Raw genomic sequence first — 20,948 nt, forward strand, 5'->3', positions numbered from 1 at the left:
TTGTCTAGCCTGCCAAGGAGGGGATGCTTGTCAGTACATGGCGCAGATAATCAGTGAATACGGATAGCATCCATGGGCCTGCAATCAGCAAGGTAGCAAATACGCCAACCAGTTTAGGAATGAACGTCAAAGTAGCTTCGTTAATCTGGGTGGCCGCCTGAAAAATACTGACCAGCAGGCCAATCATCAGCACCACCAGCAACACCGGGCCCGCTATAAGCAACAATACTTCCATGGCCTGCTGGCCTATGGTCATGACACTTTCAGGGCTCATCATAATCGTCAGGCCTCAATAAAAACTCTGCGCCAGTGAACCAAGCAGCAGCTGCCACCCATCCACCAGCACAAACAACATCAGCTTAAATGGCAATGCCACAATGGCAGGCGAAACCATCATCATCCCCATGGACATCAGGATGCTGGCTACCACCATATCAATGATGAGAAAGGGAATAAAAATAGCAAAACCGATCTGGAATGCTGTTTTCAGCTCACTGGTCATAAATGCAGGTACCAACACTCGCAGGGGTACATCTTCAGGCTTCTCCACGGCTTCGCTGCGGGACATTTTGAGGAACAGGGCCAAGTCAGACTCACGCGTCTGCTTGAGCATGAATTCCTTGAGCGGCACCGCCCCTTTCACCATGGCCTCTTGCATGGAAATGCGATCCTCATCAAATGGTTGGTAAGCCTCCGTATAGATCCGATCAAATACCGGGCTCATGACAAAAAGGGTTAAAAACAACGCAAGACCTACCAATACCTGATTGGGCGGCGATGACTGGGTGCCTAATGCCTGGCGCAGCAGGGACAGTACGATGATGATGCGTGTAAACCCTGTCATCATGAGCAATGCTGCCGGCAGGAATGACAGCGATGTCAATAACAACAGCGTCTGAATACTGAGCGAGTAGTTCTGCCCACCGCCAGCTGCAGGCTGGCTATTGATCAGGCCAACACCTCCAGGCTCGGCTGCACCAGACAGCACTGGCAGAATCAACAACAGACCAAAAGACAGATATTGGATCAGGCGTTTTTGCATGATGCTTCAGGGATTTTCTGACATAGATTTTTTTGATATGGCCTTTTTCAGCCAGGCTGAGAAAGGTGTGCTCGGGGTAGCTGCAGCCTGCTCGGCAACAATGGCAGAAATATCAGCCCCAGCTTCCAGGTTGGCCAGGCTGCTGACCTGCCCGGGAGCAACACCCACCACAATCCAGCGATCTGCCACCTGAACCACCACCACTTTTTCACGGCTGCCCACATTGACGCCTCCGACAATGCGTGCGACCGACTGATGCTGGTTCAAACCAGGCGTCATGCGTTTCATTAGCCATGCAATGGCTACCATTACCCCAAGAACGATAGCCAGGCCAAGAATCATTCTCAGCAGGCTGCCAGTAGGCGATACTTCCTGAGTCTCGGCCGCCTGTATCAAAATAGGCATTCCCAGCAACAAGACACTTGTCAAGCAAACTGGCTTGATGAACACACGTGGCATCATGGGCTTACTTGTTGATCTTGCGGATGCGTTCAGCCGGAGTAATGATGTCGGTCAGGCGAATACCAAATTTATCATTGACCACCACCACTTCGCCCTGGGCAATCAGACAACCGTTGACCAGCACATCCATAGGCTCACCAGCCATGCCATCCAGCTCAACCACTGAGCCTTGGGCCAGTTGCAGCAAGTTTTTGATCGCAATCTTGGTTCTGCCCAGCTCAACCGTCAGCTGTACCGGGATATCAAGAATGAAATCAATATCGTTCTGTGTTTCATGCAGTTTGTTCTTGGCAGAAAATTCGGTAAATACCGGTGCTTGCTCAGCTTTGCTGTCTTGCAACACAGCTGCCTCGGCCTCGCTCTGCTCCGCCATGGCTGCGCCCCAGTCATCCATTATTTCTGCGTCATTTGGATCAATCGCCATAGGGTTCCTCTCCTTTTACATATTCGGTTGAATTCGATCGCAGCAACTTTTCCACCCGCAATGCATATTGACCATTGAAAATTCCGTACTTGCACTGCATGACCGGCACATTGTCCACTTTAGCTTCTATATTTTCCGAAATCGACAGTGGTATCACATCACCGACCTTCATGTTGAGTATGTCGCCAAGCATCATGTCGGCCTTGGCAAGATCCGCCACCAGCATCACTTCGGCACTCTGGATCTGCTGTGTCATCAGCCGTACCCAACGCTTATCAACCCCCAGGGTCTCACCCTGCAAAGGCGATGTCAGCACATCCCGTATCGGCTCTATCATCGAGTAGGGGAAACAGAAATGCACCTCGCCGCTGGAGGCACCAAGCTCGATATTGAACGTGGTAGAAACCACTACTTCATTGGGCGTTGCAATATTGGCAAACTGGGTATTCATTTCCGAACGGATGTACTCAAACTCCAACGGATAAACCGGCTCCCAGGACTTGGCATAGGTCTCGAACACAATCGCCAGGATCCGCTGGATGATCCGCTGCTCAGTCTGGGTAAAATCACGTCCTTCCACACGGGTATGAAAGCGTCCATCCCCGCCAAACAGGTTATCGACGATCAGAAAAACCAGTGTCGGATCGAACACCATCAAGGCAGTACCGCGCAGGGGCTTCATCTGAACCAGGTTGAGGTTGGTGGGTACTACGAGGTTACGGATAAATTCACTGTATTTGGACACCTTGACCGGGCCGACCGATACCTCGGTAGTACGGCGCAGGAAGTTGAACAAGCCGATCCTGAGCAAGCGAGCAAACCGCTCATTGATAATTTCCAGCGTTGGCATACGCCCACGGACGATGCGCTCCTGGGTAGCCAGGTTATAGTTACGTACCCCGGCAGGATCGGCTGCAGGGGTATCATCTTCCTGCTCGTTGGTCACCCCCCTTAGCAGGGCATCGACCTCTTCCTGGGAAAGAAAATTATCCGCCATGGTATTAGGTTATTGAATCACGAAGGAAGTAAAAAATACTGCCTTGACAAGCTGCGGCTTTTCACCCGCGACAAAGGGCTCAGAAAGCTGTGCAATCAACTCGGCGGTCAATGCTTTTTTCCCTTCAACACTTAACAGCTCGGAAGATTTTTTGCTACTTAGCAATATCAGGATACGGCTACGCACGCTGGGCATATGTAACTTGATCAGGTCAGCCTGTGCCTGATCCTCTACTTGCACACTGATATCAGTTTGCAGATATTGGTCTTCAGGATCAGGCTGCAAATTAACTGTAAAAGTTTCAAGGGTAAGAAACACCGGGTCCTTGACAACTTTTTTTTGCTCCTTCTGCTTTGCATCATGTCCACTGGAATGCTGGCCAAAATACCAGGCCGCACCTCCTGCAATAGCAGCCACCAGCAAGCCACCAACAATTGCCAGGATCAATATTTTCTTGGACTTTTTCGGCTGAACTTCTTTTGCCGCCTCTTGCTCTGCCATGTTTCTACCCTTCTTGCCGAATGACTATCGCGTTTGAAATATTATGAAAGAAATGCAACGATAGAATGCACGAAATAGAAGGAGGAAACTAGGTCAAATCCAAAAATTGGCTTGTATATCCCTTAATATCAGGGTGAATCAAGAGCTAGGTCATGAATGTTCAGGCAAAAGTATCCACCAGGCCCATCACCTTGGCTGCATTGGCCATTACCTGATTGCTGTCATTGCCGGTATCAGTTGCGCTGGCTGCCGAGGCACCGCTTCCCTGTTGCTGACGCGCATCCTGTTGCCCAGAACGCACATTGGCCTGGCCCAACTGCAGGCCGGACTGGCTCATCATATCGCGCAGGTTGGCCATACCGTCCTCCAGTGCACGACGCACATCTGCCTGGTCAGACAGAAATGTGGTGTCTGCCTGGTTATTATGAACATGGATCACGACCTGTAACGGACCAAGGTCAGGTGGGTTCAGTGTGAGCGAGGCAGTCTGCTCACCACCAGCAGCCATCCATACCACCTTCTGCCCGATGGCCTGGTTCCATCCAGCCTGACCGAATGGCACCGCAATCTGCGTACTCCGCATATCTACAGCTCCAGCCTGGGATTGAGGTGTAATCGCTTGCGTGACGGGATTAGCTAACGCGGGTGCCTGTACATTGACCCGGGCCAGCGCATCCGCAAACTGGTCGCCATCTTGAGCGTGATCAAGCACAGGCGCGGCAACCAATTGAGACTCCGGCACTGTCTTTGCCGCTTTTTCAAAAGGAACACCAGCCTCTGCCTTGCCAATCAATTCTTTTTTTATGGCATCTTTGTCAAACAGTAAGTCCCTCTTGCTATTCAGCCCTGGCTCTTCCTCAGGAATATCTGCCGTCACAGGCTGTTTTTTAGCCTCAGGTGTTACCGGTACAACCGAAACCATCTCTGCATTTTCTTTCACAGGCGGCATCACTTGTGTCATCGCCTGCTGAAGTACCAGGTTTTCCTCTTCGCTTTTTTGATCAAATACGGCTACATCCACATCAATGCCAATATCATCTTCAGCTGCTGTTGCCTCTGCAACCGGATTGATATCCAATGGCAACGTGTCAGATGCTCCCTGCGACTCCCCTGGTTTTACAATCAATTGCTGACGTTGACGCTGCACCGCTTGCTCGCTGGCATTTTGATGTTGCGCAGCCTCGCTTGCCTCCCGCTTTGCCTGTTTGGCCAGCATGCGCTGGAACTCTGAGGTTTCCCCGTTGACGGGCTGACTGCTCTTTTTCGTCGCAGCGGCAGTTGCAGCAGCATTATTGATGACTGCCTGATTGGCTGAGGAGGGAAGTGGGATATTCTGCATCATATTTTCCTTGGCCGATTATTGTCGGGTATTGTTCCTACTGGCACGCATGGCGTACTCATCCATCATCTTCTGGTCTTTTTTCAACTCTGCCAGCTGTACCCGCTTTTCAGCGCGCTCCAGCAGAACATCGTAAGACATTTTCTTTTTCTGGCATTCCTGCCACTCCTGCTTGCGCAAGTGGCAAACATGGCGCACCCGCTCCACACTTTCGGTCTGGCTCACTATCGCCTGGGACAACTTGCCGAGAAAATTCTGGTAATTCTGGTAAACCTCTGCGGTTATGCCATTAGTCATGGCATTATCACGTTGGCTGGCATAATCAGCACGGTACTGCATCAGGATTGCCAGGCTTTTTTCAACTTCGGCCAACTGCCTGTTGGCCTCGCCCAAGCGCTCCGCCGCTGCATCCACGTCTTTTTCTGCTAAATCCTGCAAGGTATTCAGCACTACTGTTTTTTGGCTAGACATGCATTACTCCCCTAATTGCACTCATAGTCTCAATCATTAATGCACAACGCCATTATCAACCAGATTGGCAAGCGCATTCACACTATCGCCCCAAGCCGCCGACTCCGCAATATCCTGCTGTAAAAAGGCTTCTATGGCCTCATGCCTGAGTATTGCCTCATCCAGTACCGGATCACTGCCTGCCTCATAGGCCCCGACATTGATCAAATCCTGGTTGCGGGTATAGCGCGAATTCAGTTGCTTCAATTTGCGTGCATTCTTCTGATGTTCTGCAGACGTAATATTATGCATGGCACGGCTGATGGACTGTTCGATGTCGATAGCCGGATAGTGTCCGCTCTCCGCAAGGCTTCGGCTCAATACGATATGGCCATCCAGGATGGCTCGCGCAGAATCGGCAATGGGATCTTGCTGGTCATCACCTTCAGTCAGAACAGTGTAAAAGGCGGTGATTGAACCCTCCCCTGGCTTGCCATTGCCGGCACGCTCCACCAATGCTGGCAATTTGGCAAACACCGAAGGCGGATAACCCTTGGTTGCTGGTGGCTCGCCAATGGCAAGCGCAATTTCACGCTGAGCCATGGCATAACGGGTCAGTGAATCCATGATCAACAAGACGTTCTTGCCTTCATTGCGGAAATATTCAGCAATGGCCGTGGCATAACTTGCGCCCTGCAAACGCATCAAGGCCGGAACATCCGCGGGGGCGGCCACTACCACAGACCTTGCCAGTCCTTCCGGCCCCAGGATCTGCTCAATAAATTCTTTCACTTCGCGGCCGCGCTCACCGATCAACCCAACGACAATCACATCCGCCGTGGTATAGCGCGCCATCATGCCCAACAATACACTCTTGCCGACACCTGAACCGGCAAATAGCCCCATGCGCTGGCCACGTCCCACTGTCAGCATGCTATTGATGGCCCGCACACCAACATCAAGCACATCTTCAATCGGTGCCCTCGACAAAGGATTGAGAGGTCGCGTATTTAATGGAACGCTATTTTCATTACTGAGGGGACCGAGATCATCCAATGGCCGGCCCCCACCATCCACCACGCGGCCAAGCAAGGCATCGCCTACAGGCAAATGCCTTGCACGATCAATGGCGCGGCGTCTTGGATGCTTGGCCTGGTTAGGCTTGGGCAGGGCTTCAGCAACTTCCATGGCAAATACCTTGGCTCCCGGAGTAACGCCATCCACACCGCTTTGGGGCATCAGCAGCATGCGTTCGCCATCAAATCCCACAACTTCCGCCTCAACACGACGCCCTTCGGCCAAGGGCACATAACAGGCGCTACCAATCGGCAACTTGATGCCTACAGCCTCCATCACCAGCCCTGTCAGTTTGGTAATACGTCCAGAGACTTCCAACGGCTCAACAATTTCCAGCAACTCCCTGCAATCGCGCAGATAGTCTTTCCAACCCTGTTGATGGAGTTGTGCACTGCTCATGGCTGCTCTGCCCAATCATTGTGTTGGGCCAATGCATCGCAAATCCGTTTCCACCGGGTAACATTGCTTGCATCAATCTGGTTGTCGCCTGTTTCCACCATGCAGCCGCCACGCTCTATGCTGGCATCTTCCTGGATCTGCCATGTCGTGTCCGCCATATCTTCACGAATGTATTTTTTCACAACGGCGGCATCTTCAGGATTGACTATCAATCTCGCAGGCTTTTGCACGGTAGATAAGTAATAGATCGACTCCTGCACAATGGGAAGAATCACGGAGTTATCCACTTGCAGCCGGTTCTTGATCATGGCCTTGGCAATGTCCAGAGCCAAGGCCAGCAACTGCTCTGAAATGGCTTCATTACTGGTCTTTATGGCTTCAGTGAAACTGTCCAGCACTGCATGCAGCCTTTCCTGGTCTTGCCTGGCTTGGGCTTTTGCATCCTCCATGCCAGCGTCAAAACCCTGCTGCAAACCGATTTTATAGCCTTCTCGCTTGGCATTTTCCAGTTCTGCCGCCAGTCGCTCTGTCTTCTGATCTTCACTTTCCTGCACTTGCACGGCAGGTTGACTGACCTCCTGGTCAGGATCTGAGAAAGATGCCATTTCCCACCGCTGATAAGCAGTCTGTTGCTCCTTGGGAATGACCACATTAGACATATGCATCTTCTCCCTTGCTGCCTAGCATGATCTGCCCTTCGTCCGCCAGTCTGCGAATGGTCTGCAATATCAGTTTCTGCTGCGCCTCAACCTCAGACAACTTGACCGGCCCCTTGCTTTCAAGATCTTCTTTCATCATCTCGGCAGCACGGCTGGACATATTCCTGAATATCTTCTCACGCAGCTCTTCAGTTGTGCCTTTGAGCGCCACAATCAGTGTTTCGGACTGGACCTCGCGCAACATGATCTGGATACCCTTGTCGTCAATCTCCATGATATTGTCAAAGACGAACATTTCATCCATGATGCGTTGCGCCATATCGCCGTCATAATTCTTCAGGCCTTCCATGACAGAGCTTTCATTATCTCCGCTCATGTAGTTCATGATTTCAGCGGCCGCTTTGACTCCGCCGATCTGCTGTTTCTTGATACTTTCATTGCCACTTAACAGCTTGGTCAATACATCGTTCAGCTCCCGCAAGGCTGCAGGCTTGATCCCGTCAAGCGTGGCAATGCGCAACATGGCATCCTGACGCAAGCGGTCGGTGAAATAACCAAGAATTTCTGCGGACTGGTCGGGTTCGAGGTGAACGAGAATGGTAGCGATAATCTGTGGGTGTTCATTTTTGATGAATTCGGCTACGGTCTGCGCATCCATCCATTTGAGGCTCTCGATTCCGCTTGAGTCGCGAGTCTGTAAAATACGGTTCAGCAGGCCGGAAGCCTTGTCATCGCCCAGGGCCTTGGTCAGGACTGAACGGATATAGTCGTCGGAATCAAGGCCGATAGAAGTATTCTTCTCGGTTTCCTCTATAAAAGCAGTCAATACCGACTCTACCTGGTCATGGCCGATCGACTTCATCGACGCCATTGCGCTGCCAAGCTTCTGCACCTCGCGCGGCCCCAGGTATTTCATGACTTCTGCTGCCTCGTCTTCACCAAGAGCCAGCATCAGTACAGCGCTTTTGACTACCCCATTATCACTCATTGCTATTCACCCAGTTCGTCACGATACTGGCGACCACCTTGGGATTTTCCTTGGCAATCTGCCGTGCAGTTTCAAGGTTTTTCTTGTATCCGCGTTCCGCAGGGCTTCTGGCATCTACTCCTGCTTCCGCTTCAGTATTTGAAAGACTCACAATGGCATCCTGATCCTCTTCATCGCTTTTCGCAAGCTCAGCGGTTTCTTCAGGTGGCGGGGCCAACTTCCGCAACATGGGCTTCATCAACTTCCGATAAAGCAGGAACAGCACCAGCAGGCCTATGCCCATCTTCAGCCATTCCTTCGCCATTTCAATATTTTCAGGATCTTTCCATAAAGGTATTTCCGGAAAGGCCTCAGTCATATCCGGCATAAAGGAGCTGTTCACCACGCTCAAGGAGTCGCCTCTGTCTGCATTGAATCCCATCGCCTGTTTGGCCAGATCACTGATCTCCTTCTTTTCATCCTCAGTCAATGGACGGCTGGTCACCTTGCCCTTGGCGTCAATGACCTGCTTGTGATTAACCACTACTGCTACAGTCAGGCGCTTGATCCCGCCCATGGGCTGCTGCTGATAACGTACAGTCTTATCCAGCTCATAATTGGTCATCATGTTCTTTTCAGAATTCATGATCGGCGTAGTCACTGTGGTGCCGGGAGGTGTCGTAGTCGTAGTCGTGACAACATTGGCATTGGTTGTCGTAGTCGGTGCATCGGCAGCAGGCGCAGGGGTAGTGATAGGTGCAGTTGCAGGCACAGGTGGCTGATTGGTCAATGCCCCAGGCACGCCGCCGCTTCCCTGGCCAGGCAGGGTTTGCGCCTCGCTGGTCTGGGTACTCCTGACACTGGCACTATCAGGTGTCTGATTGGGCTTATAGCTTTCTGCCGCTTGCTCTACAGTGGAAAAATCAATCTCGGCGCTAGCTTCAGCATGCACATTCTTGGCACCCACCAGTGGCGCAATAATCGACTCCACCCGCTTCACTATATTCTGCTGCAGATCATCCACATATTTAATCTGGGTAGCGTCAAGGCTGCCCAGGCCTTTATCCTTGCCATTATCAGAGAGCAAGCTGCCATTCTGGTCAACCACAGTGACATTGGACACTGGCAAATCCGGTACGCTGCTGGCAACCAAATGCACAATGGCGCTCACCTGGCGCTGATCTAGCGCCCGGCCAGGATGCAGGTTTAACATCACCGATGCAGTAGGTTTCTGCTGATCGCGGGTAAAGACAGTGGCCTTGGGCATGGCCAGATGAATGCGCGCAGCCTGAACTGCGCCTATCGATTGAATCGTACGCTCCAGCTCACCTTCCAGACCACGCTGGAAATTGACCTGTTCAACAAACTGGGAAACACCGAATTTCTGATTTTCCAGCAACTCGAAACCGATATTGCCGCCTTTGGGCAATCCCTGGGAGGCAAGTTTCAGACGTACATCATGCACATTGGTGGCAGGCACCAGGATGGCACTTCCACCGTCAGCGATCTTGTAAGGGATGTTCATTTGTTCCAGTGCGGCAACAATAGCCCCGCCATCCTTGTCGGAATAACTGGAAAACAGCACACGATACTCAGGCTTCTGGCTCCATAGCCAGAATACTGTCATTACTGCAATCACAGCCGCAATACCCAGCACCAGCAACAACTTGTTTCCCAATGGGGACTTGAAGTTGAAAAAACTCTGATTTGCTGGGGCTTCTGGGGCTAATGCCGCATCGTTGGCTGCTGCCATGGTCCTTCTCCTAAATCCTATGGCTGATTACAAGGTTTTGATACCGCTTTATCACTGCGATGCCATTATCACGATCTCAACACAAATCTAATCAGCGGAATAACGCGCTTTTTTATGCCTTATTCATCAAGATAAGGAGTTTGCCTACATGCTAACCTGCTGTCATCTTGAAATGAGTGCAGACGTCACCTGCAGTATAAGGAGATAGCCATGAAAACCTCAGCCATTGATTCAGGCAGGATCGAGTCCATGCTGGCCCAGCTGAAAGCCGCAGCCCAGAAGCCATCAGCAGAAACGGCAATCAAGGGCCTGGCTGGCAATAATCCCGTTGGAAAAACAGAAGCTACAGGTCGGGTTGATTTTGCCGAAGTGCTCAAATCCTCGTTGAACCAAGTAAACCAGACTCAAGTCAAGGCTGAAGAACTGGGTAAAAGCTTTGCCATGGGAGATGACAAGGTAAGCTTGTCAGATGTCATGATTGCCGGGCAAAAAGCCAATATTTCATTGCAGGCAACCATTCAGGTACGTAACAGGCTGGTATCCGCATATCATGACATCATGAATATGCAGGTTTGAGCATACCAGTCATTGCACGCCCAGCGTGGCACTGAGTACGAATCGAAAACTATCTAAACAACTTCACCGGATTTCTCCAGCTCCAACCGATATAGCCAGGCAAGGATTTCGGCAATCGCCTGGTACAACGCGGGGGGAATATGATCATCAAGATCAACTTGCATCAGCAAAGCCAGCAACTCACGGGACTCATGCACAAATACATTGTGCTCCCTGGCGCGTGCGATGATTTGCTCTGCCACCAATCCCTTACCCTTGGCGACAATTCGCGGGGCAAAATCTCCAGCCTCATAGGCGAGCGCAACGGCCTGTTGTAAGACAGGATTATTCATCTTGCACCACCGTCAATACATCAAGCACTTGCCCTTGAGTGGTCAACGCCTCGGCTAAAGCTGGCAACGCAGATTGCATCGTTGCAACTGCATCTGCATCACCGGCAGCAATCCGCACGCGCAAATGTCCTTCGTGCACAAAAATGTTAGCAGTAACATTGCCTAATCCCGGCAACTCCAGCTTGAGATTACTTGATACAGGAGCATCCTCAGAATTATCAGTGTTGGAAGCATGGCCATCCGCATCCAGTCTCTCCTCATGCAATTGAACTTGCCAGTCCATTTTCTGCCCAGGCCAGATTTCTCCCTGCCATTGGAAGCGTTGGTTCTCAAGAACAGCCAACTGTTTATTGATCATTGATTCTGCCGCCGCTCCTGGCTGGTTTTGCGGTTCCTGCATGATGACGCTCAAAGGCAACTTGTTGGCAGCAAACTGCTCAAGATGGGATTCGTAAAATAAACCGGAGTTTACAATGGCACGTTGTAAATCATGAGCAAGGATGCGGGGCATTTGTGGGGCATGAGTAAGTACCGTCTGGGCTGCCACCGTTTGAGATGTCTCGCCATTGGCCGCCTGGGCAAGCTGCTGACTAAGGATCCGGGCTCCAGCACTTAATGCCGTAGTAACACCATCATTAGCACTGCCCTGTAGAAGAGGCGTTGCTAGCGGAGAGTTTAAAGGTTTTGCAACTAAAGCCTCCGCCTGCCCTGCAGACTGTCCCAGCATACGAAAGGTAGGAACAGGATTATCCTGTACATACCTTAGCATCATCTGCTGCCCTATATTTGCCTGCTGGCCCAACTCCATTTTGAAGCTGGTCCCTTGAACATCCACCTGAAAAACCCCGGGCTGCAATCGGCTGACTACTTGCGCAAAATAGCTTTGCCCCTTGACCAGTTGCCCGGCACGAAAATTCTGGTCTTGATTGGTGTTTGCAATTTCCTCGGTCGCCAGTACCGGCGTCACCCTCGCCAGCGGTGCTATGCCGGTTGGATCCGAAGATTGCTTGATGATCATCTGCTGGGCCGGATGAGCTGCTGGTAGGTGTCAAACATCTGCCTGTTTGCAGCATTATTGCTTAACAAACCGGAGAGTTTCACCATCCATGGATCAATGATATTTCTGATCTCGCGGTCGGAATCAAGAATTTTCTTGATATGGGCCACCTTGAGTTTTTGTTCTGGCTCCATCAATGGTTCATCGCACGTGCCTAAACTCACACTCCTGATCCGCTCAGCGCACTCAGCCTCAAGCAAGGCCAATCTCTCCCAGTCATGCTGCTTGGCAGCATCCAGCATCTGATCGGTAATTTCGACCACTGCAGCATATAAAGACAGGGTGTCCTGAACGCTCATTTAATCAAACCTTAGCAAAATTAGTGTTATGTTGCGCAGCTGGATTTCTGGCAGATTGTGTTGCAACAGGATTATTTGCCAATACAACCCAAGCATCATTCAAATCATTCAGCAATCTTACCACCTCTTCAACAGGCTCAATATCGCGTTTAAGATTGGCCATATACAGCCTATTGCTCATGTAAGCATATAAAGAATCCAGGCTTTCAGCGATTTCGCCGCCGGCATTTTTATCAAGACTCAAGCGTAAGCCGCTCTCTATGATCATGATGGCTTTGGACAAAGCGGCGCTTTTGCCAGCGATATCCTGTTCGGCAATATGCTTAATCGCCATATTACATGCCGCTATAGCGCCTTCATACATCATGACAATCAAGCGTGAAGGGTTAGCTGACACAACACCGGTCTCCACTCCCACACGGGCATATTCATTAACACCAGCATTAAATCCAAACATACATACTCCTTTTAAATTAATTAGCTATTGGCACTTATGGCCGCAAGTTGCTGGGTAAGATAACTTTGAGTGTTTTGCATCTGGGTCATTAGAACATCAAGTGCCACAAACTGGGCACGGTAGCGCTTTTCTATTGCATCCAGCCTGATTTGAAGTGCCTCTTGCTGTTTGGTCACGCGGTCTATCGAACTATCAAGACCTTCGGTTTTGGCAGCGAGAATACCATCATCACTTACCAAACTTTTTACCAGTGTATTCAACTGTGAAGCATAGCCCACGCTCAAAGTAACAGTACCCCGGTTACCGAGCGTATCGCCTTGTATCAGTAGTGCAAGGCCTTCTGCCGCATTACCGCTGGTGGAACCTGTTAATACTTGCCCCTTACCAGTGGCAGCCACCCCATTGATAGTGCCGGCAACATCAAGACCCGCAGTGGAAACCGGGCTGGACCCAAACAAGCTGGCACCAGCATTTCCGCCTGTCACTTCAACAGTCGCAGCGCTACCATAGCCTGGGGAAGTGATTTTCAGCGCTCCTCCTTCGATGGTTACCGCTGCCGAAGATTTTGCATTGGATAGTTTTGTACGTAATTCCGCCGCCAAATCCTCTATGGTTGAATAATTGCCTGCTGCCAACTTGACAGTGTACTCACCATCTCCGATACGAATCTTGAGCTCGTCATTCACTCCTGCAACAATATTCAAGTCTGGCGCAGCACTACCTAACAGGGTAGCCTGGGTAGCAGCTTGGGTAATATTGACAGCATAAGTACCAGACAGTGTTTTTGCACCCTGGGTGACATAGCTGACTTCTGGATCAGTTGAAGATCCGACTGCAGCAAATAATTTTGCAATATCATTAAAATTAGTATCGATCGCGGACTTGAGCTTGGCGCTATCAACAGCAAGAGAACCGTCTCGCTGGAATGCGACTCCAATCTGGCTCAAGGAACTAAAATCGCCAGCGCCCGAGATTGAGCTAGTCAGGGCTGTCTTGATCTGGGATGAAATAGAGCGGGCTGTTGCATCACCAAGCAGAACCCCTGATTTTTTCTGTGTAAAATCGGTTGTACTCTCATCAAACTTGGTCAAATTACGTAATGTAGTATTAAAATCGTTGAATGCCTTTACAAACGCATTCACAGACTCTTCAATCTTTGCAGAATCCTTGGCAATATCAAGCGAAACACTGGTATCAGGACTGGCTTTGAACAAGTTCAAGGTGATGCCCTGAAGCACCCCGGTCACAACGTTGCTGGAACTTTCGACATCGATGCCATCAATATTGAGCTTGGCATTCTTGGCTTCCTGCAACTCTCCCAAGTTTTTCCCCGCACCTGCACTTGCAGTGGGGTCATAAGCCAAGCGTGACAAGCCATCATCATCCGTATTGGCTCCATCTGCATCCGCCACAGAGATCTTGATGCTATTGGCGGCACCAGATTCTTTGGATGTCAGTACCAAACGCCCACCATTCTGACCATCATTCACAATCGAAGCAGTAACGCCCAGATCTCCTGCATTAATCGCATCGCGAATCCCAGCCAAGCTATTATTTTCTGCCGTAATCGTCAGTGTCTTGGCGGTTTTGTCCGGGTTGGCAGTGAACACATTCCCGGTGGCATCATAAGTACCCAGTGTAATTGTCAGGGTGCCTGTTCCAACCGCAGCACTAGTGTTAGTGAAACTGGAAGTTGCAATCTTATGGGCCTGTGCCAGCTGCCCCACCTTGATCGCATAGTTGCCCAGTGTGGCATTGCCATCAGCGGTAGCTGAAAAGATTTCACTATTGCTGGAAGTTGCCGATTGCACCTTGAATTTTGAAGCAGTAGCAAGATTAGCTAAAGCTGTCTGGAATGTGGATAACGAACTTTTTAATGTAGCATAAGCAGAGATTTTTGATTGATACGATGTTTTCTGCTGGGCAAGTATAGTCGCAGGGCGCTGCTCAACAGTCATCAAACTACTGACGATAGAATCAATATCAAAATTTGTGCTCGCAGATATTCCGCTTGTAGATGCCATAATAAGCCTCGCTTACTTGAACCTCAAAAAAACTCAGGCTGTCTGCCTAATCACCAAACCTTGCAATTTACCCAGGGTTTTCGCAATCTGCAGCACCTCTTCATTGGGTATCTGCCTCAATACTTTCTGTGTTTCCGAATCAACCACTTTAACAACCACCTTGCCTGAATCATTATCAGTCGAGAACTGGATCGATTGCATGACAGGTGAAATAAACTCATTAATCTGCTTAACAGCAGACTCTACGCTATTCTGGCTTGGATCCACTTCCGGGCCCTGACTAGCTTGCTTGCTACCCAGCGCTGCAGGCAGTGAGGCCACGGGCTGTGTATTTTGCTGCAAGCCCACTACGCCAGCGGTGGAACTGTAAGCATTTAAATTAACAATAGCCATTTTAACTATCCTCAAGAAATTCCCGTAGCGCCTTTATCAGGCACTACGGGCTGTTTCCACTTCAAGCAGAGCTATCTTATTAATTAGCCTCTTAACAAAGTCAGCACGTTATTGGGCAGGGAGTTCGCTTGCGCCAGCATCGCAGTACCCGCTTGCTGCAATATCTGACCGCGTGTCAGGTTGGCAGTTTCCGCCGCGAAGTCCGCATCCAGGATTCGAGACTTGGCAGCTGACTGGTTCTCAACCGATACCTGCAAGCTACTGATCACGGATTCAAAGCGGTTTTGTACGGCACCCAAGGTCGCACGGCTGGTATTGGCAGTGTCCAATGCAGTGTCAATCGCAGCAAGCGCAGTGTTGGCATTGTCGGCAGTGGTGATATCACCACTGATAGATGAAGCAGCTGTTGCGCTCACTGTAATGGTTTGACCACTATCTGCACCAACCTGGAATGTCATTGCTGTAGCACCAAACACGGCACTACCGTTGAACTTGGTATCCGAACCCAGGCGACCGATTTCTGTGGCCAATTGTTGGAATTCAGCATCCAAGTTAGCACGGTCACCAGTACCATTAGTGGCATTGATAGACTGTACAGCCAATTCACGCATACGTTGCAGAGCGTCAGTCACTTTACCCAAAGCGCCTTCAGCAGTTTGAGCAAAGGAAATCGCATCATTCGCATTACGAATCGCAACAGTTTGCCCACGAACCTGGGCATCCATACGGGTTGCGATGGAAAGGCCCGCAGCATCGTCTTTAGCACTGTTTACGCGCAGACCGGAAGAAAGACGTTGCAGTGAAGTATTCAGGCTGGTTTGCGAAGTGCTCAAATTACGTTGTGCATTCAGGGAAGCCAGGTTGGTATTGATAATTGCAGCCATTTTTGATTCTCCTTCGATTTAGTTAATGTCAAAAACAACATGAAGTTGCTTTTGGTATCGCTTTACAGCCTTGAATCTCAATTGCCTTTAAGACTGTTATCGGTAAAGCTGGGAGAAAATTTAGCCTCTTCAATACAACTTCTTTTCTCTCTGCCATCACCTGATTGCAATGCCATGCCCCTGATGTCGGCTTGATCATTTAAATCTTTAGAGCGGCTCCCTTCCCATCAATAAAAATCACATAATTATTTATAAAATTCAATAAGTTAAATTAAATAAATAAAAAATTTTAAATTTAACCCTAAAGTTTTTCACATATCAAAATCCTGAAAAACCTTAATATCAAATACTATAAAATTTTGAATGAAGCGTATGTTAACCGCGAACCAGGAGGAGCAATTGGAATAACAGGAAGGATAAAAAGGGCCTAATCGTCAGTTAGGGACAGCATTGAGCAATGCTGTCTGGCTCCCTGAAACTAGTCAACCAGGTTGTTTTTGATTGCATAATGCGTCAGCTCGGCGTTATGTCGCAAATTCAGCTTCTCAAGAAGTCGGGCGCGATACATGCTGACTGTTTTGACTGACAGTGAAAGATTCTGGGCAATATCACTCACCGCAAGCCCGGAAGCAATCATGGTCAATGTCTGGAATTCCCGGTTAGACAAACATTCATGCAAGGGCTTATCAACATCCCCGCCCACCTGCTCTGCCAAGGCATAAGCAACTTCTTCGCTAATGTATTTTTTACCTTTGGCAACCGTCCGAATAGCGGTTACCAACGAATCCGAGGCACTTTGTTTACTCAGGTATCCTGAGGCTCCTGAACGAAGAGCGCGAATTGCATATGCATCCTCCCTGTGCATTGAAAGCATCAGGATGGAAACACGGGGGAAATCCCGCTTGATGATTTTGCACGCTTCGATACCGCTACGGTCAGGAAGGGAAATATCCAGCACCAGAACATCCAGCCCCTTGGTCGCAGCAAGCTTGATTGCTTCTCCGGCATTCTTGGCATCTGCAATGACCTGAATATCATCAGTTTCTGCGAGGATCTGTTTTAAACCTTCACGCAGAATGGCATGATCATCAGCAATAACAACCTTGATCATTTGTGACATCTTGTTTTTAACCTACCCTTTTGAAAAGCACACATCACTTACCCTGCGATCACAGGCAATGTCGTTGTAACGATTGTACCCCCTTGCAGCCCCACCTGCACCTTGCAAGATCCTGATAAGGCTACCGCCCGCTCTGCCATGCCACGCAAACCAAAGGCATCAGGCTTCAAGGTATCCACAGGGGCAATGCCAATCCCATTGTCGATCACGCGCATCACGATCTGATCTTCAGAATATTCCAGTGTTATCTCAACCTGCGTCGCCTGTGCATATTTCGCAATATTGGACATTGCTTCCTGACAAATACGGAACAGGGTAATTGCATATTCCGTCGTCAATGGAACCTCGGCATGACTGCTGACAAAGTCGCAAGGAATCCCGATTTGCTCAGAAAACTGGACCGCCTGCCACTCCAAGGCTGCCACTATCCCAAGCTCAAGGACATTTGGGCGCAAATCGCTGGCAATACGGTGTGCTGACTCAAACGTATCATTCACGATTGATTCAAGTTGGCGGACTTTTGCCAGCAATATTTCCTGTTCAGGTCCAAGATGCTTGGTAATTGAAGACAAACCCAGCCGAATTGCAGTCAGATTGCCTCCCAGGTCATCATGAATCTCACGGGCAATTTTCAACCGCTCTTTTTCCTTGATCTGCGCCATATGCGCTGAAAGCTCGGACAGGCGCTGATGAGACTGCCTGATTGCCTGCTGCTCCTGCCGGCTTTGCGTGATGTTGGTCATGATACCCTCCCATAAGATGGTATCGTCCATCATTTTTCTTGGACTGGCGCGCAGATTGATCCATTTGATATCCTGCCACTCTTCAATCCAAAAGCGGCCAGTCCAGTTAAATACATTTAAAGTCTGAGCAGACTTGCGCATGGTTTTCTCATAGCCGGCCAGATCGTCTTTATCAATCATTGAGCCAAACAAAGTCGGTTGACGGATAAATGCCTCTGCATCCTGACCCAGCAACGGCTTGCATGCATCATTCAAATACAGGAACACAAGCTCTCCCGTTATATCCATACGCGCCTGGTATACCACACCAGGCGTATTTGAAATCATGGCACTCAGCTTGGACTCACCGTCATTCAAGGCCCTTAGGATATGCTGGCTGAATGCACGGCCGTCCCACATCACTATCAGCCGCCTCTGCCCTTCTATCGTGACCATCAGCAGACGGAACTGGTCGAAATAACTATCCAGTTCAACCAGTTTTGAAGTCAAATCGATGAGCAACTGACCTGGTTGTACAGAATCCAATAATGTCCTGACAGGCCATTGCCCCAAAGCATGCAGCAATTCATCAAGCCGCACATCAGCGGTATAACCTGCCTCGCCATTCACAATCACCGTCATGACCTTAAGGCTGGAAGGATTTATTGCATATACATCCCCCATTGGGCTCCGGGCTTCGGACTCAAGGTAATGGCGAATTTCGGATAATGGCGGCACGGCAATACCTTTCATAATATCCAGCCAAGCCTACCAGATCAGATCATTATTTCAAGCAGCCTCCTGCATACCCCAAACAACGCCATGTTAATCAAATGTGTTGTATTTCAACCAGTAACCCGTGGATAGCCATCGTTATATATTTACAAATATAATGAATTATTATCTAATCTCGCCTTTATTTCAGTTAGTTAACAATCATCGGGGAGCATCATGCCAAACTACATCAAGCCGCTGACACTGGCGGTACTAGCCACAGTGTCGGCCAACGCGCATATCGCGCAGGCCGAGGTGGCACCTTATACCTTAGGCGAAATCAACGTTACTACATTCAAAGAAGACGCTGCCAGACTGGCAAATGACACCATTACCCAGGATGACTTGCGATTATTCAATCGCGAGACCCTAGATAGTGCTCTTAATCTGCTACCCGGCGTTAACCTAACAGGTGCTCAGCAAAATGGTGCTGGCGCACAGCGCAATGAAATGATGGCCAATATCCGCGGTTTCAATCTACGACAAGTGCCCATTTATATTGATGGCATCCCGGTTTATGTCAGCTATGACGGTTATATCGACCTAGGCCGCTTCACGACTTATGATCTTTCCAAAATCCAAGTTTCTAAGGGTTTCAGTTCCGTGTTGTATGGTGCCAATACCCTCGGGGGAGCCATCAACCTGGTAAGCAGAAAGCCGGTCAAGGAGTTTGAAGGCAGTGTAACCGCTGGCCTTAAGACCGACCGCGATTTCAAATACAACGGCTATACTACTGATGCCAGCTTTGGTGGCAACCAAGGCACCTGGTACTGGCAAGCGAATGCTTCGCTGATTGACATCAACCGTTATCGCATGTCTGCGGACTTCAACCCCAACCGTTTTGAAGATGGCGGTGTGCGCGATAATTCATACAGCCGCGATGGCAAGATCAACCTGAAATTCGGCATCACGCCACGCGAAGGTGACGAATACTCAATCAACTACATCAACCAGCAGGCATCCAAGGGGTCGCCTCCCTATGCAGGCAAGACTGATCAACCTGTCAACTACTGGGACTGGCCACGCTGGGACAAGGAAAGCATCTACTTCATTTCCAATACCAAGCTGGGAAATGATAGCTACATCAAATTCCGTGGCTTCCATGACTCATTCAAGAATGAATTGGAAAGTTTCACTAATGTGACACGTACAGTTTACTCCAACGGGTTTCCAAGCTACTACAGTGACCACTCCTATGGTGGCAGTACTGAATTTGGCACCAAGCTCAGCGAGAACAACACTCTCAAACTGTCTGCTCACGTAAAATGGGATGTGCATCGCTCGAATGCAATTGGCAATCCCAAGGAGCGTTCTGAAGACCGCACCATTTCCTTGGGTATTGAAGACACCCATGAGTTTAGTGAAAAATTGTCACTCGTCACTGGCGTTAGCTATGACAAGCGCAAGAACCTTGATGCCTCGGCGTTTACTAATAGCAATCAGCCATTCCAGTTCATGCATGGCAGCGATCAAGCATGGAACCCCCAGGCTGGATTGTTCTATCGCCCAACCGAGGATAGCGAAATCCATTTCACTGTTGCTCGCAAGAGCCGCTTTGCCACTTTGAAAGATAGGCTATCTACCGGCCTTACCAATCAAGGTATACAAAACCCCAATCTTAAGTCCGAGTCCTCCACCAATTACGAGATTGGCGCTTCCGGCATGGTTACATCCCAGTTGCGCCTGCAGGGAGCGGTGTTCTATTACAACACAAAGGATATGATTCAGCAGGTAAGTGGCTTGACCGGCTGTCTCGCCGGATCAGGGTGTTTCCAGCAGCAGAATGTTGGACAGGTCATCAGTACCGGCATTGAACTTGGTGCCAATTACCAGGCTAGTGAAACATTGGAATTTGGGCTCACTTACAGCTACATAGACCGCGATAATAAAAATGAACCACAATACAAGTTGCTCGGCGTACCACGTAACAAACTGTTTGCCTATGGTCGCTGGCAGGCGACTAGCCAATTGGCATTAAGCGGCAATCTTGAAGCCAGCGATGGGAGCAACAACTCAAGATTACGCACTGGTAGCCTACCACCGGGTACTACAGCGTATTGGTCGGCCAGTAATGGTTATGCCCTACTTAATCTCAAAGGCAGCTATCAGTTCAATCAAGACTGGGTAGCCGACCTAGGAGTGAACAACCTGCTTGACAAGAATTATGCCTATATGGAAGGTTTCTATCTTCAAGGTCGTAATATGTTCATCAATGTCACACGCAAGTTCTAAGCAATCAT

General features: G+C 49.6%; 23 protein-coding genes. 2 read left to right on the top strand and 21 right to left on the bottom strand.

The genetic code is table 11. From position 1 onward, the window contains the following. Nucleotides 1-4: 4 nt before the first annotated feature. From fliQ to fliF, 12 genes are all read right to left on the bottom strand, one after another. A complete protein-coding gene (fliQ, locus tag LG200_RS08280) occupies nucleotides 5-274 on the bottom strand; it encodes a flagellar biosynthesis protein FliQ (protein ID WP_226757332.1) in 270 nt (89 codons plus the stop codon). A gap of 15 nt (nucleotides 275-289) precedes the next feature. Beyond that, entirely contained in the window at nucleotides 290-1,042 is a 753-nt protein-coding gene (gene fliP / locus LG200_RS08285; protein ID WP_226757092.1) for a flagellar type III secretion system pore protein FliP, read from the bottom strand. Between the two features lie 6 nt (nucleotides 1,043-1,048). Next, nucleotides 1,049-1,447, bottom strand: a complete 399-nt coding sequence (gene fliO / locus LG200_RS08290) for a flagellar biosynthetic protein FliO (RefSeq protein WP_226757093.1) — start codon at nucleotides 1,445-1,447, stop codon at nucleotides 1,049-1,051. A 61-nt stretch (nucleotides 1,448-1,508) separates the two neighbouring features. Continuing rightward, entirely contained in the window at nucleotides 1,509-1,928 is a 420-nt protein-coding gene (fliN, locus tag LG200_RS08295; RefSeq protein ID WP_226757094.1) for a flagellar motor switch protein FliN, read from the bottom strand. Further along, nucleotides 1,918-2,925 carry a flagellar motor switch protein FliM gene (fliM, locus tag LG200_RS08300; protein ID WP_226757095.1) on the bottom strand — a complete coding sequence of 336 codons (1,008 nt, stop codon included), beginning with the start codon at nucleotides 2,923-2,925 and terminating at the stop codon, nucleotides 1,918-1,920. Before fliM ends, fliN begins: the two co-directional genes overlap by 11 nt. Nucleotides 2,926-2,934: 9 nt before the next feature. Further along, nucleotides 2,935-3,426 (bottom strand): flagellar basal body-associated protein FliL, encoded by a 492-nt coding sequence (gene fliL, locus LG200_RS08305; RefSeq protein WP_226757096.1) that lies wholly within the window; start codon nucleotides 3,424-3,426, stop codon nucleotides 2,935-2,937. A 160-nt stretch (nucleotides 3,427-3,586) separates the two neighbouring features. Next, complete coding sequence (locus LG200_RS08310; protein WP_226757097.1) at nucleotides 3,587-4,768, bottom strand: flagellar hook-length control protein FliK; 1,182 nt, start codon at nucleotides 4,766-4,768, stop codon at nucleotides 3,587-3,589. Nucleotides 4,769-4,783: 15 nt separating this feature from the next. Beyond that, entirely contained in the window at nucleotides 4,784-5,236 is a 453-nt protein-coding gene (fliJ, locus tag LG200_RS08315) for a flagellar export protein FliJ (RefSeq protein WP_226757098.1), read from the bottom strand. Between the two features lie 36 nt (nucleotides 5,237-5,272). Continuing rightward, a complete protein-coding gene (gene fliI / locus LG200_RS08320) occupies nucleotides 5,273-6,691 on the bottom strand; it encodes a flagellar protein export ATPase FliI (protein ID WP_226757099.1) in 1,419 nt (472 codons plus the stop codon). Next, nucleotides 6,688-7,350 (bottom strand): flagellar assembly protein FliH, encoded by a 663-nt coding sequence (locus LG200_RS08325; protein WP_226757100.1) that lies wholly within the window; start codon nucleotides 7,348-7,350, stop codon nucleotides 6,688-6,690. The genes fliI and LG200_RS08325 overlap by 4 nt, the downstream gene beginning before the upstream one ends. After that, complete coding sequence (gene fliG, locus LG200_RS08330) at nucleotides 7,343-8,338, bottom strand: flagellar motor switch protein FliG (RefSeq protein ID WP_226757101.1); 996 nt, start codon at nucleotides 8,336-8,338, stop codon at nucleotides 7,343-7,345. The genes LG200_RS08325 and fliG overlap by 8 nt, the downstream gene beginning before the upstream one ends. Next, nucleotides 8,331-10,070, bottom strand: a complete 1,740-nt coding sequence (gene fliF, locus LG200_RS08335) for a flagellar basal-body MS-ring/collar protein FliF (protein WP_226757102.1) — start codon at nucleotides 10,068-10,070, stop codon at nucleotides 8,331-8,333. The genes fliG and fliF overlap by 8 nt, the downstream gene beginning before the upstream one ends. A 210-nt stretch (nucleotides 10,071-10,280) precedes the next feature. Between fliF and fliE the strand changes: the two genes are divergently transcribed. Continuing rightward, nucleotides 10,281-10,646 carry a flagellar hook-basal body complex protein FliE gene (gene fliE / locus LG200_RS08340; protein ID WP_226757103.1) on the top strand — a complete coding sequence of 122 codons (366 nt, stop codon included), beginning with the start codon at nucleotides 10,281-10,283 and terminating at the stop codon, nucleotides 10,644-10,646. 53 nt (nucleotides 10,647-10,699) lie between these two features. On the opposite strand, the gene LG200_RS08345 is transcribed toward fliE, so the two are convergent. The 9 genes from LG200_RS08345 to LG200_RS08385 all read right to left on the bottom strand — a co-directional run bounded on the left by LG200_RS08345 (nucleotide 10,700) and on the right by LG200_RS08385 (nucleotide 18,687). Further along, a complete protein-coding gene (locus LG200_RS08345) occupies nucleotides 10,700-10,978 on the bottom strand; it encodes an EscU/YscU/HrcU family type III secretion system export apparatus switch protein (protein WP_226757104.1) in 279 nt (92 codons plus the stop codon). Next, entirely contained in the window at nucleotides 10,971-11,996 is a 1,026-nt protein-coding gene (fliK, locus tag LG200_RS08350) for a flagellar hook-length control protein FliK (RefSeq protein ID WP_226757105.1), read from the bottom strand. Before fliK ends, LG200_RS08345 begins: the two co-directional genes overlap by 8 nt. After that, on the bottom strand, nucleotides 11,993-12,334 hold the full coding sequence (locus LG200_RS08355; RefSeq protein WP_226757106.1) for a flagellar protein FliT: 342 nt from the start codon (nucleotides 12,332-12,334) through the stop codon (nucleotides 11,993-11,995). The genes fliK and LG200_RS08355 overlap by 4 nt, the downstream gene beginning before the upstream one ends. 4 nt (nucleotides 12,335-12,338) lie before the next feature. Continuing rightward, nucleotides 12,339-12,791 carry a flagellar export chaperone FliS gene (gene fliS, locus LG200_RS08360; RefSeq protein ID WP_226757107.1) on the bottom strand — a complete coding sequence of 151 codons (453 nt, stop codon included), beginning with the start codon at nucleotides 12,789-12,791 and terminating at the stop codon, nucleotides 12,339-12,341. A gap of 20 nt (nucleotides 12,792-12,811) precedes the next feature. After that, nucleotides 12,812-14,815 carry a flagellar filament capping protein FliD gene (fliD, locus tag LG200_RS08365; RefSeq protein WP_226757108.1) on the bottom strand — a complete coding sequence of 668 codons (2,004 nt, stop codon included), beginning with the start codon at nucleotides 14,813-14,815 and terminating at the stop codon, nucleotides 12,812-12,814. Between the two features lie 33 nt (nucleotides 14,816-14,848). Continuing rightward, nucleotides 14,849-15,208 (bottom strand): flagellar protein FlaG, encoded by a 360-nt coding sequence (locus tag LG200_RS08370; protein WP_226757109.1) that lies wholly within the window; start codon nucleotides 15,206-15,208, stop codon nucleotides 14,849-14,851. An 83-nt stretch (nucleotides 15,209-15,291) separates the two neighbouring features. Further along, the gene (locus LG200_RS08375; protein WP_226757110.1) at nucleotides 15,292-16,092 is read right to left on the bottom strand and encodes a flagellin N-terminal helical domain-containing protein; all 801 of its coding nucleotides are present in this window, start codon (nucleotides 16,090-16,092) and stop codon (nucleotides 15,292-15,294) included. 478 nt (nucleotides 16,093-16,570) lie between these two features. Further along, on the bottom strand, nucleotides 16,571-17,212 hold the full coding sequence (locus tag LG200_RS08380) for a response regulator (RefSeq protein WP_226757111.1): 642 nt from the start codon (nucleotides 17,210-17,212) through the stop codon (nucleotides 16,571-16,573). 38 nt (nucleotides 17,213-17,250) lie between these two features. Further along, nucleotides 17,251-18,687 (bottom strand): PAS domain-containing sensor histidine kinase, encoded by a 1,437-nt coding sequence (locus tag LG200_RS08385; protein ID WP_226757112.1) that lies wholly within the window; start codon nucleotides 18,685-18,687, stop codon nucleotides 17,251-17,253. 198 nt (nucleotides 18,688-18,885) lie between these two features. Here LG200_RS08385 and LG200_RS08390 point away from each other — a divergent pair, with 198 nt between their 5' ends. Next, entirely contained in the window at nucleotides 18,886-20,940 is a 2,055-nt protein-coding gene (locus LG200_RS08390) for a TonB-dependent receptor plug domain-containing protein (RefSeq protein WP_226757113.1), read from the top strand. Nucleotides 20,941-20,948: the final 8 nt, after the last annotated feature.

Origin of the sequence: Methylobacillus caricis (assembly GCF_020532705.1) — a bacterium.
GTDB lineage: Bacteria > Pseudomonadota > Gammaproteobacteria > Burkholderiales > Methylophilaceae > Methylobacillus > Methylobacillus caricis.

Excerpts from the sequence above, each read along its gene's own strand:
- fliJ (WP_226757098.1), bottom strand. The coding sequence starts at position 5,236 with ATGTCTAGCCAAAAAACAGTAGTGCTGAATACCTTGCAGGATTTAGCA.
- fliG (WP_226757101.1), bottom strand. The coding sequence starts at position 8,338 with ATGAGTGATAATGGGGTAGTCAAAAGCGCTGTACTGATGCTGGCTCTT.
- fliF (WP_226757102.1), bottom strand. The coding sequence starts at position 10,070 with ATGGCAGCAGCCAACGATGCGGCATTAGCCCCAGAAGCCCCAGCAAAT.
- fliI (WP_226757099.1), bottom strand. The coding sequence starts at position 6,691 with ATGAGCAGTGCACAACTCCATCAACAGGGTTGGAAAGACTATCTGCGC.
- LG200_RS08390 (WP_226757113.1), top strand. The coding sequence starts at position 18,886 with ATGCCAAACTACATCAAGCCGCTGACACTGGCGGTACTAGCCACAGTG.
- fliM (WP_226757095.1), bottom strand. The coding sequence starts at position 2,925 with ATGGCGGATAATTTTCTTTCCCAGGAAGAGGTCGATGCCCTGCTAAGG.
- fliD (WP_226757108.1), bottom strand. The coding sequence starts at position 14,815 with ATGGCATCTACAAGCGGAATATCTGCGAGCACAAATTTTGATATTGAT.
- fliK (WP_226757105.1), bottom strand. The coding sequence starts at position 11,996 with ATGATCATCAAGCAATCTTCGGATCCAACCGGCATAGCACCGCTGGCG.
- LG200_RS08385 (WP_226757112.1), bottom strand. The coding sequence starts at position 18,687 with ATGAAAGGTATTGCCGTGCCGCCATTATCCGAAATTCGCCATTACCTT.
- LG200_RS08325 (WP_226757100.1), bottom strand. The coding sequence starts at position 7,350 with ATGTCTAATGTGGTCATTCCCAAGGAGCAACAGACTGCTTATCAGCGG.
- LG200_RS08375 (WP_226757110.1), bottom strand. The coding sequence starts at position 16,092 with ATGGCTGCAATTATCAATACCAACCTGGCTTCCCTGAATGCACAACGT.
- fliO (WP_226757093.1), bottom strand. The coding sequence starts at position 1,447 with ATGCCTATTTTGATACAGGCGGCCGAGACTCAGGAAGTATCGCCTACT.
- LG200_RS08345 (WP_226757104.1), bottom strand. The coding sequence starts at position 10,978 with ATGAATAATCCTGTCTTACAACAGGCCGTTGCGCTCGCCTATGAGGCT.
- fliP (WP_226757092.1), bottom strand. The coding sequence starts at position 1,042 with ATGCAAAAACGCCTGATCCAATATCTGTCTTTTGGTCTGTTGTTGATT.
- LG200_RS08370 (WP_226757109.1), bottom strand. The coding sequence starts at position 15,208 with ATGGCTATTGTTAATTTAAATGCTTACAGTTCCACCGCTGGCGTAGTG.
- fliL (WP_226757096.1), bottom strand. The coding sequence starts at position 3,426 with ATGGCAGAGCAAGAGGCGGCAAAAGAAGTTCAGCCGAAAAAGTCCAAG.
- LG200_RS08310 (WP_226757097.1), bottom strand. The coding sequence starts at position 4,768 with ATGATGCAGAATATCCCACTTCCCTCCTCAGCCAATCAGGCAGTCATC.
- LG200_RS08355 (WP_226757106.1), bottom strand. The coding sequence starts at position 12,334 with ATGAGCGTTCAGGACACCCTGTCTTTATATGCTGCAGTGGTCGAAATT.
- LG200_RS08380 (WP_226757111.1), bottom strand. The coding sequence starts at position 17,212 with ATGTCACAAATGATCAAGGTTGTTATTGCTGATGATCATGCCATTCTG.
- fliE (WP_226757103.1), top strand. The coding sequence starts at position 10,281 with ATGAAAACCTCAGCCATTGATTCAGGCAGGATCGAGTCCATGCTGGCC.
- fliS (WP_226757107.1), bottom strand. The coding sequence starts at position 12,791 with ATGTTTGGATTTAATGCTGGTGTTAATGAATATGCCCGTGTGGGAGTG.
- fliQ (WP_226757332.1), bottom strand. The coding sequence starts at position 274 with ATGAGCCCTGAAAGTGTCATGACCATAGGCCAGCAGGCCATGGAAGTA.
- fliN (WP_226757094.1), bottom strand. The coding sequence starts at position 1,928 with ATGGCGATTGATCCAAATGACGCAGAAATAATGGATGACTGGGGCGCA.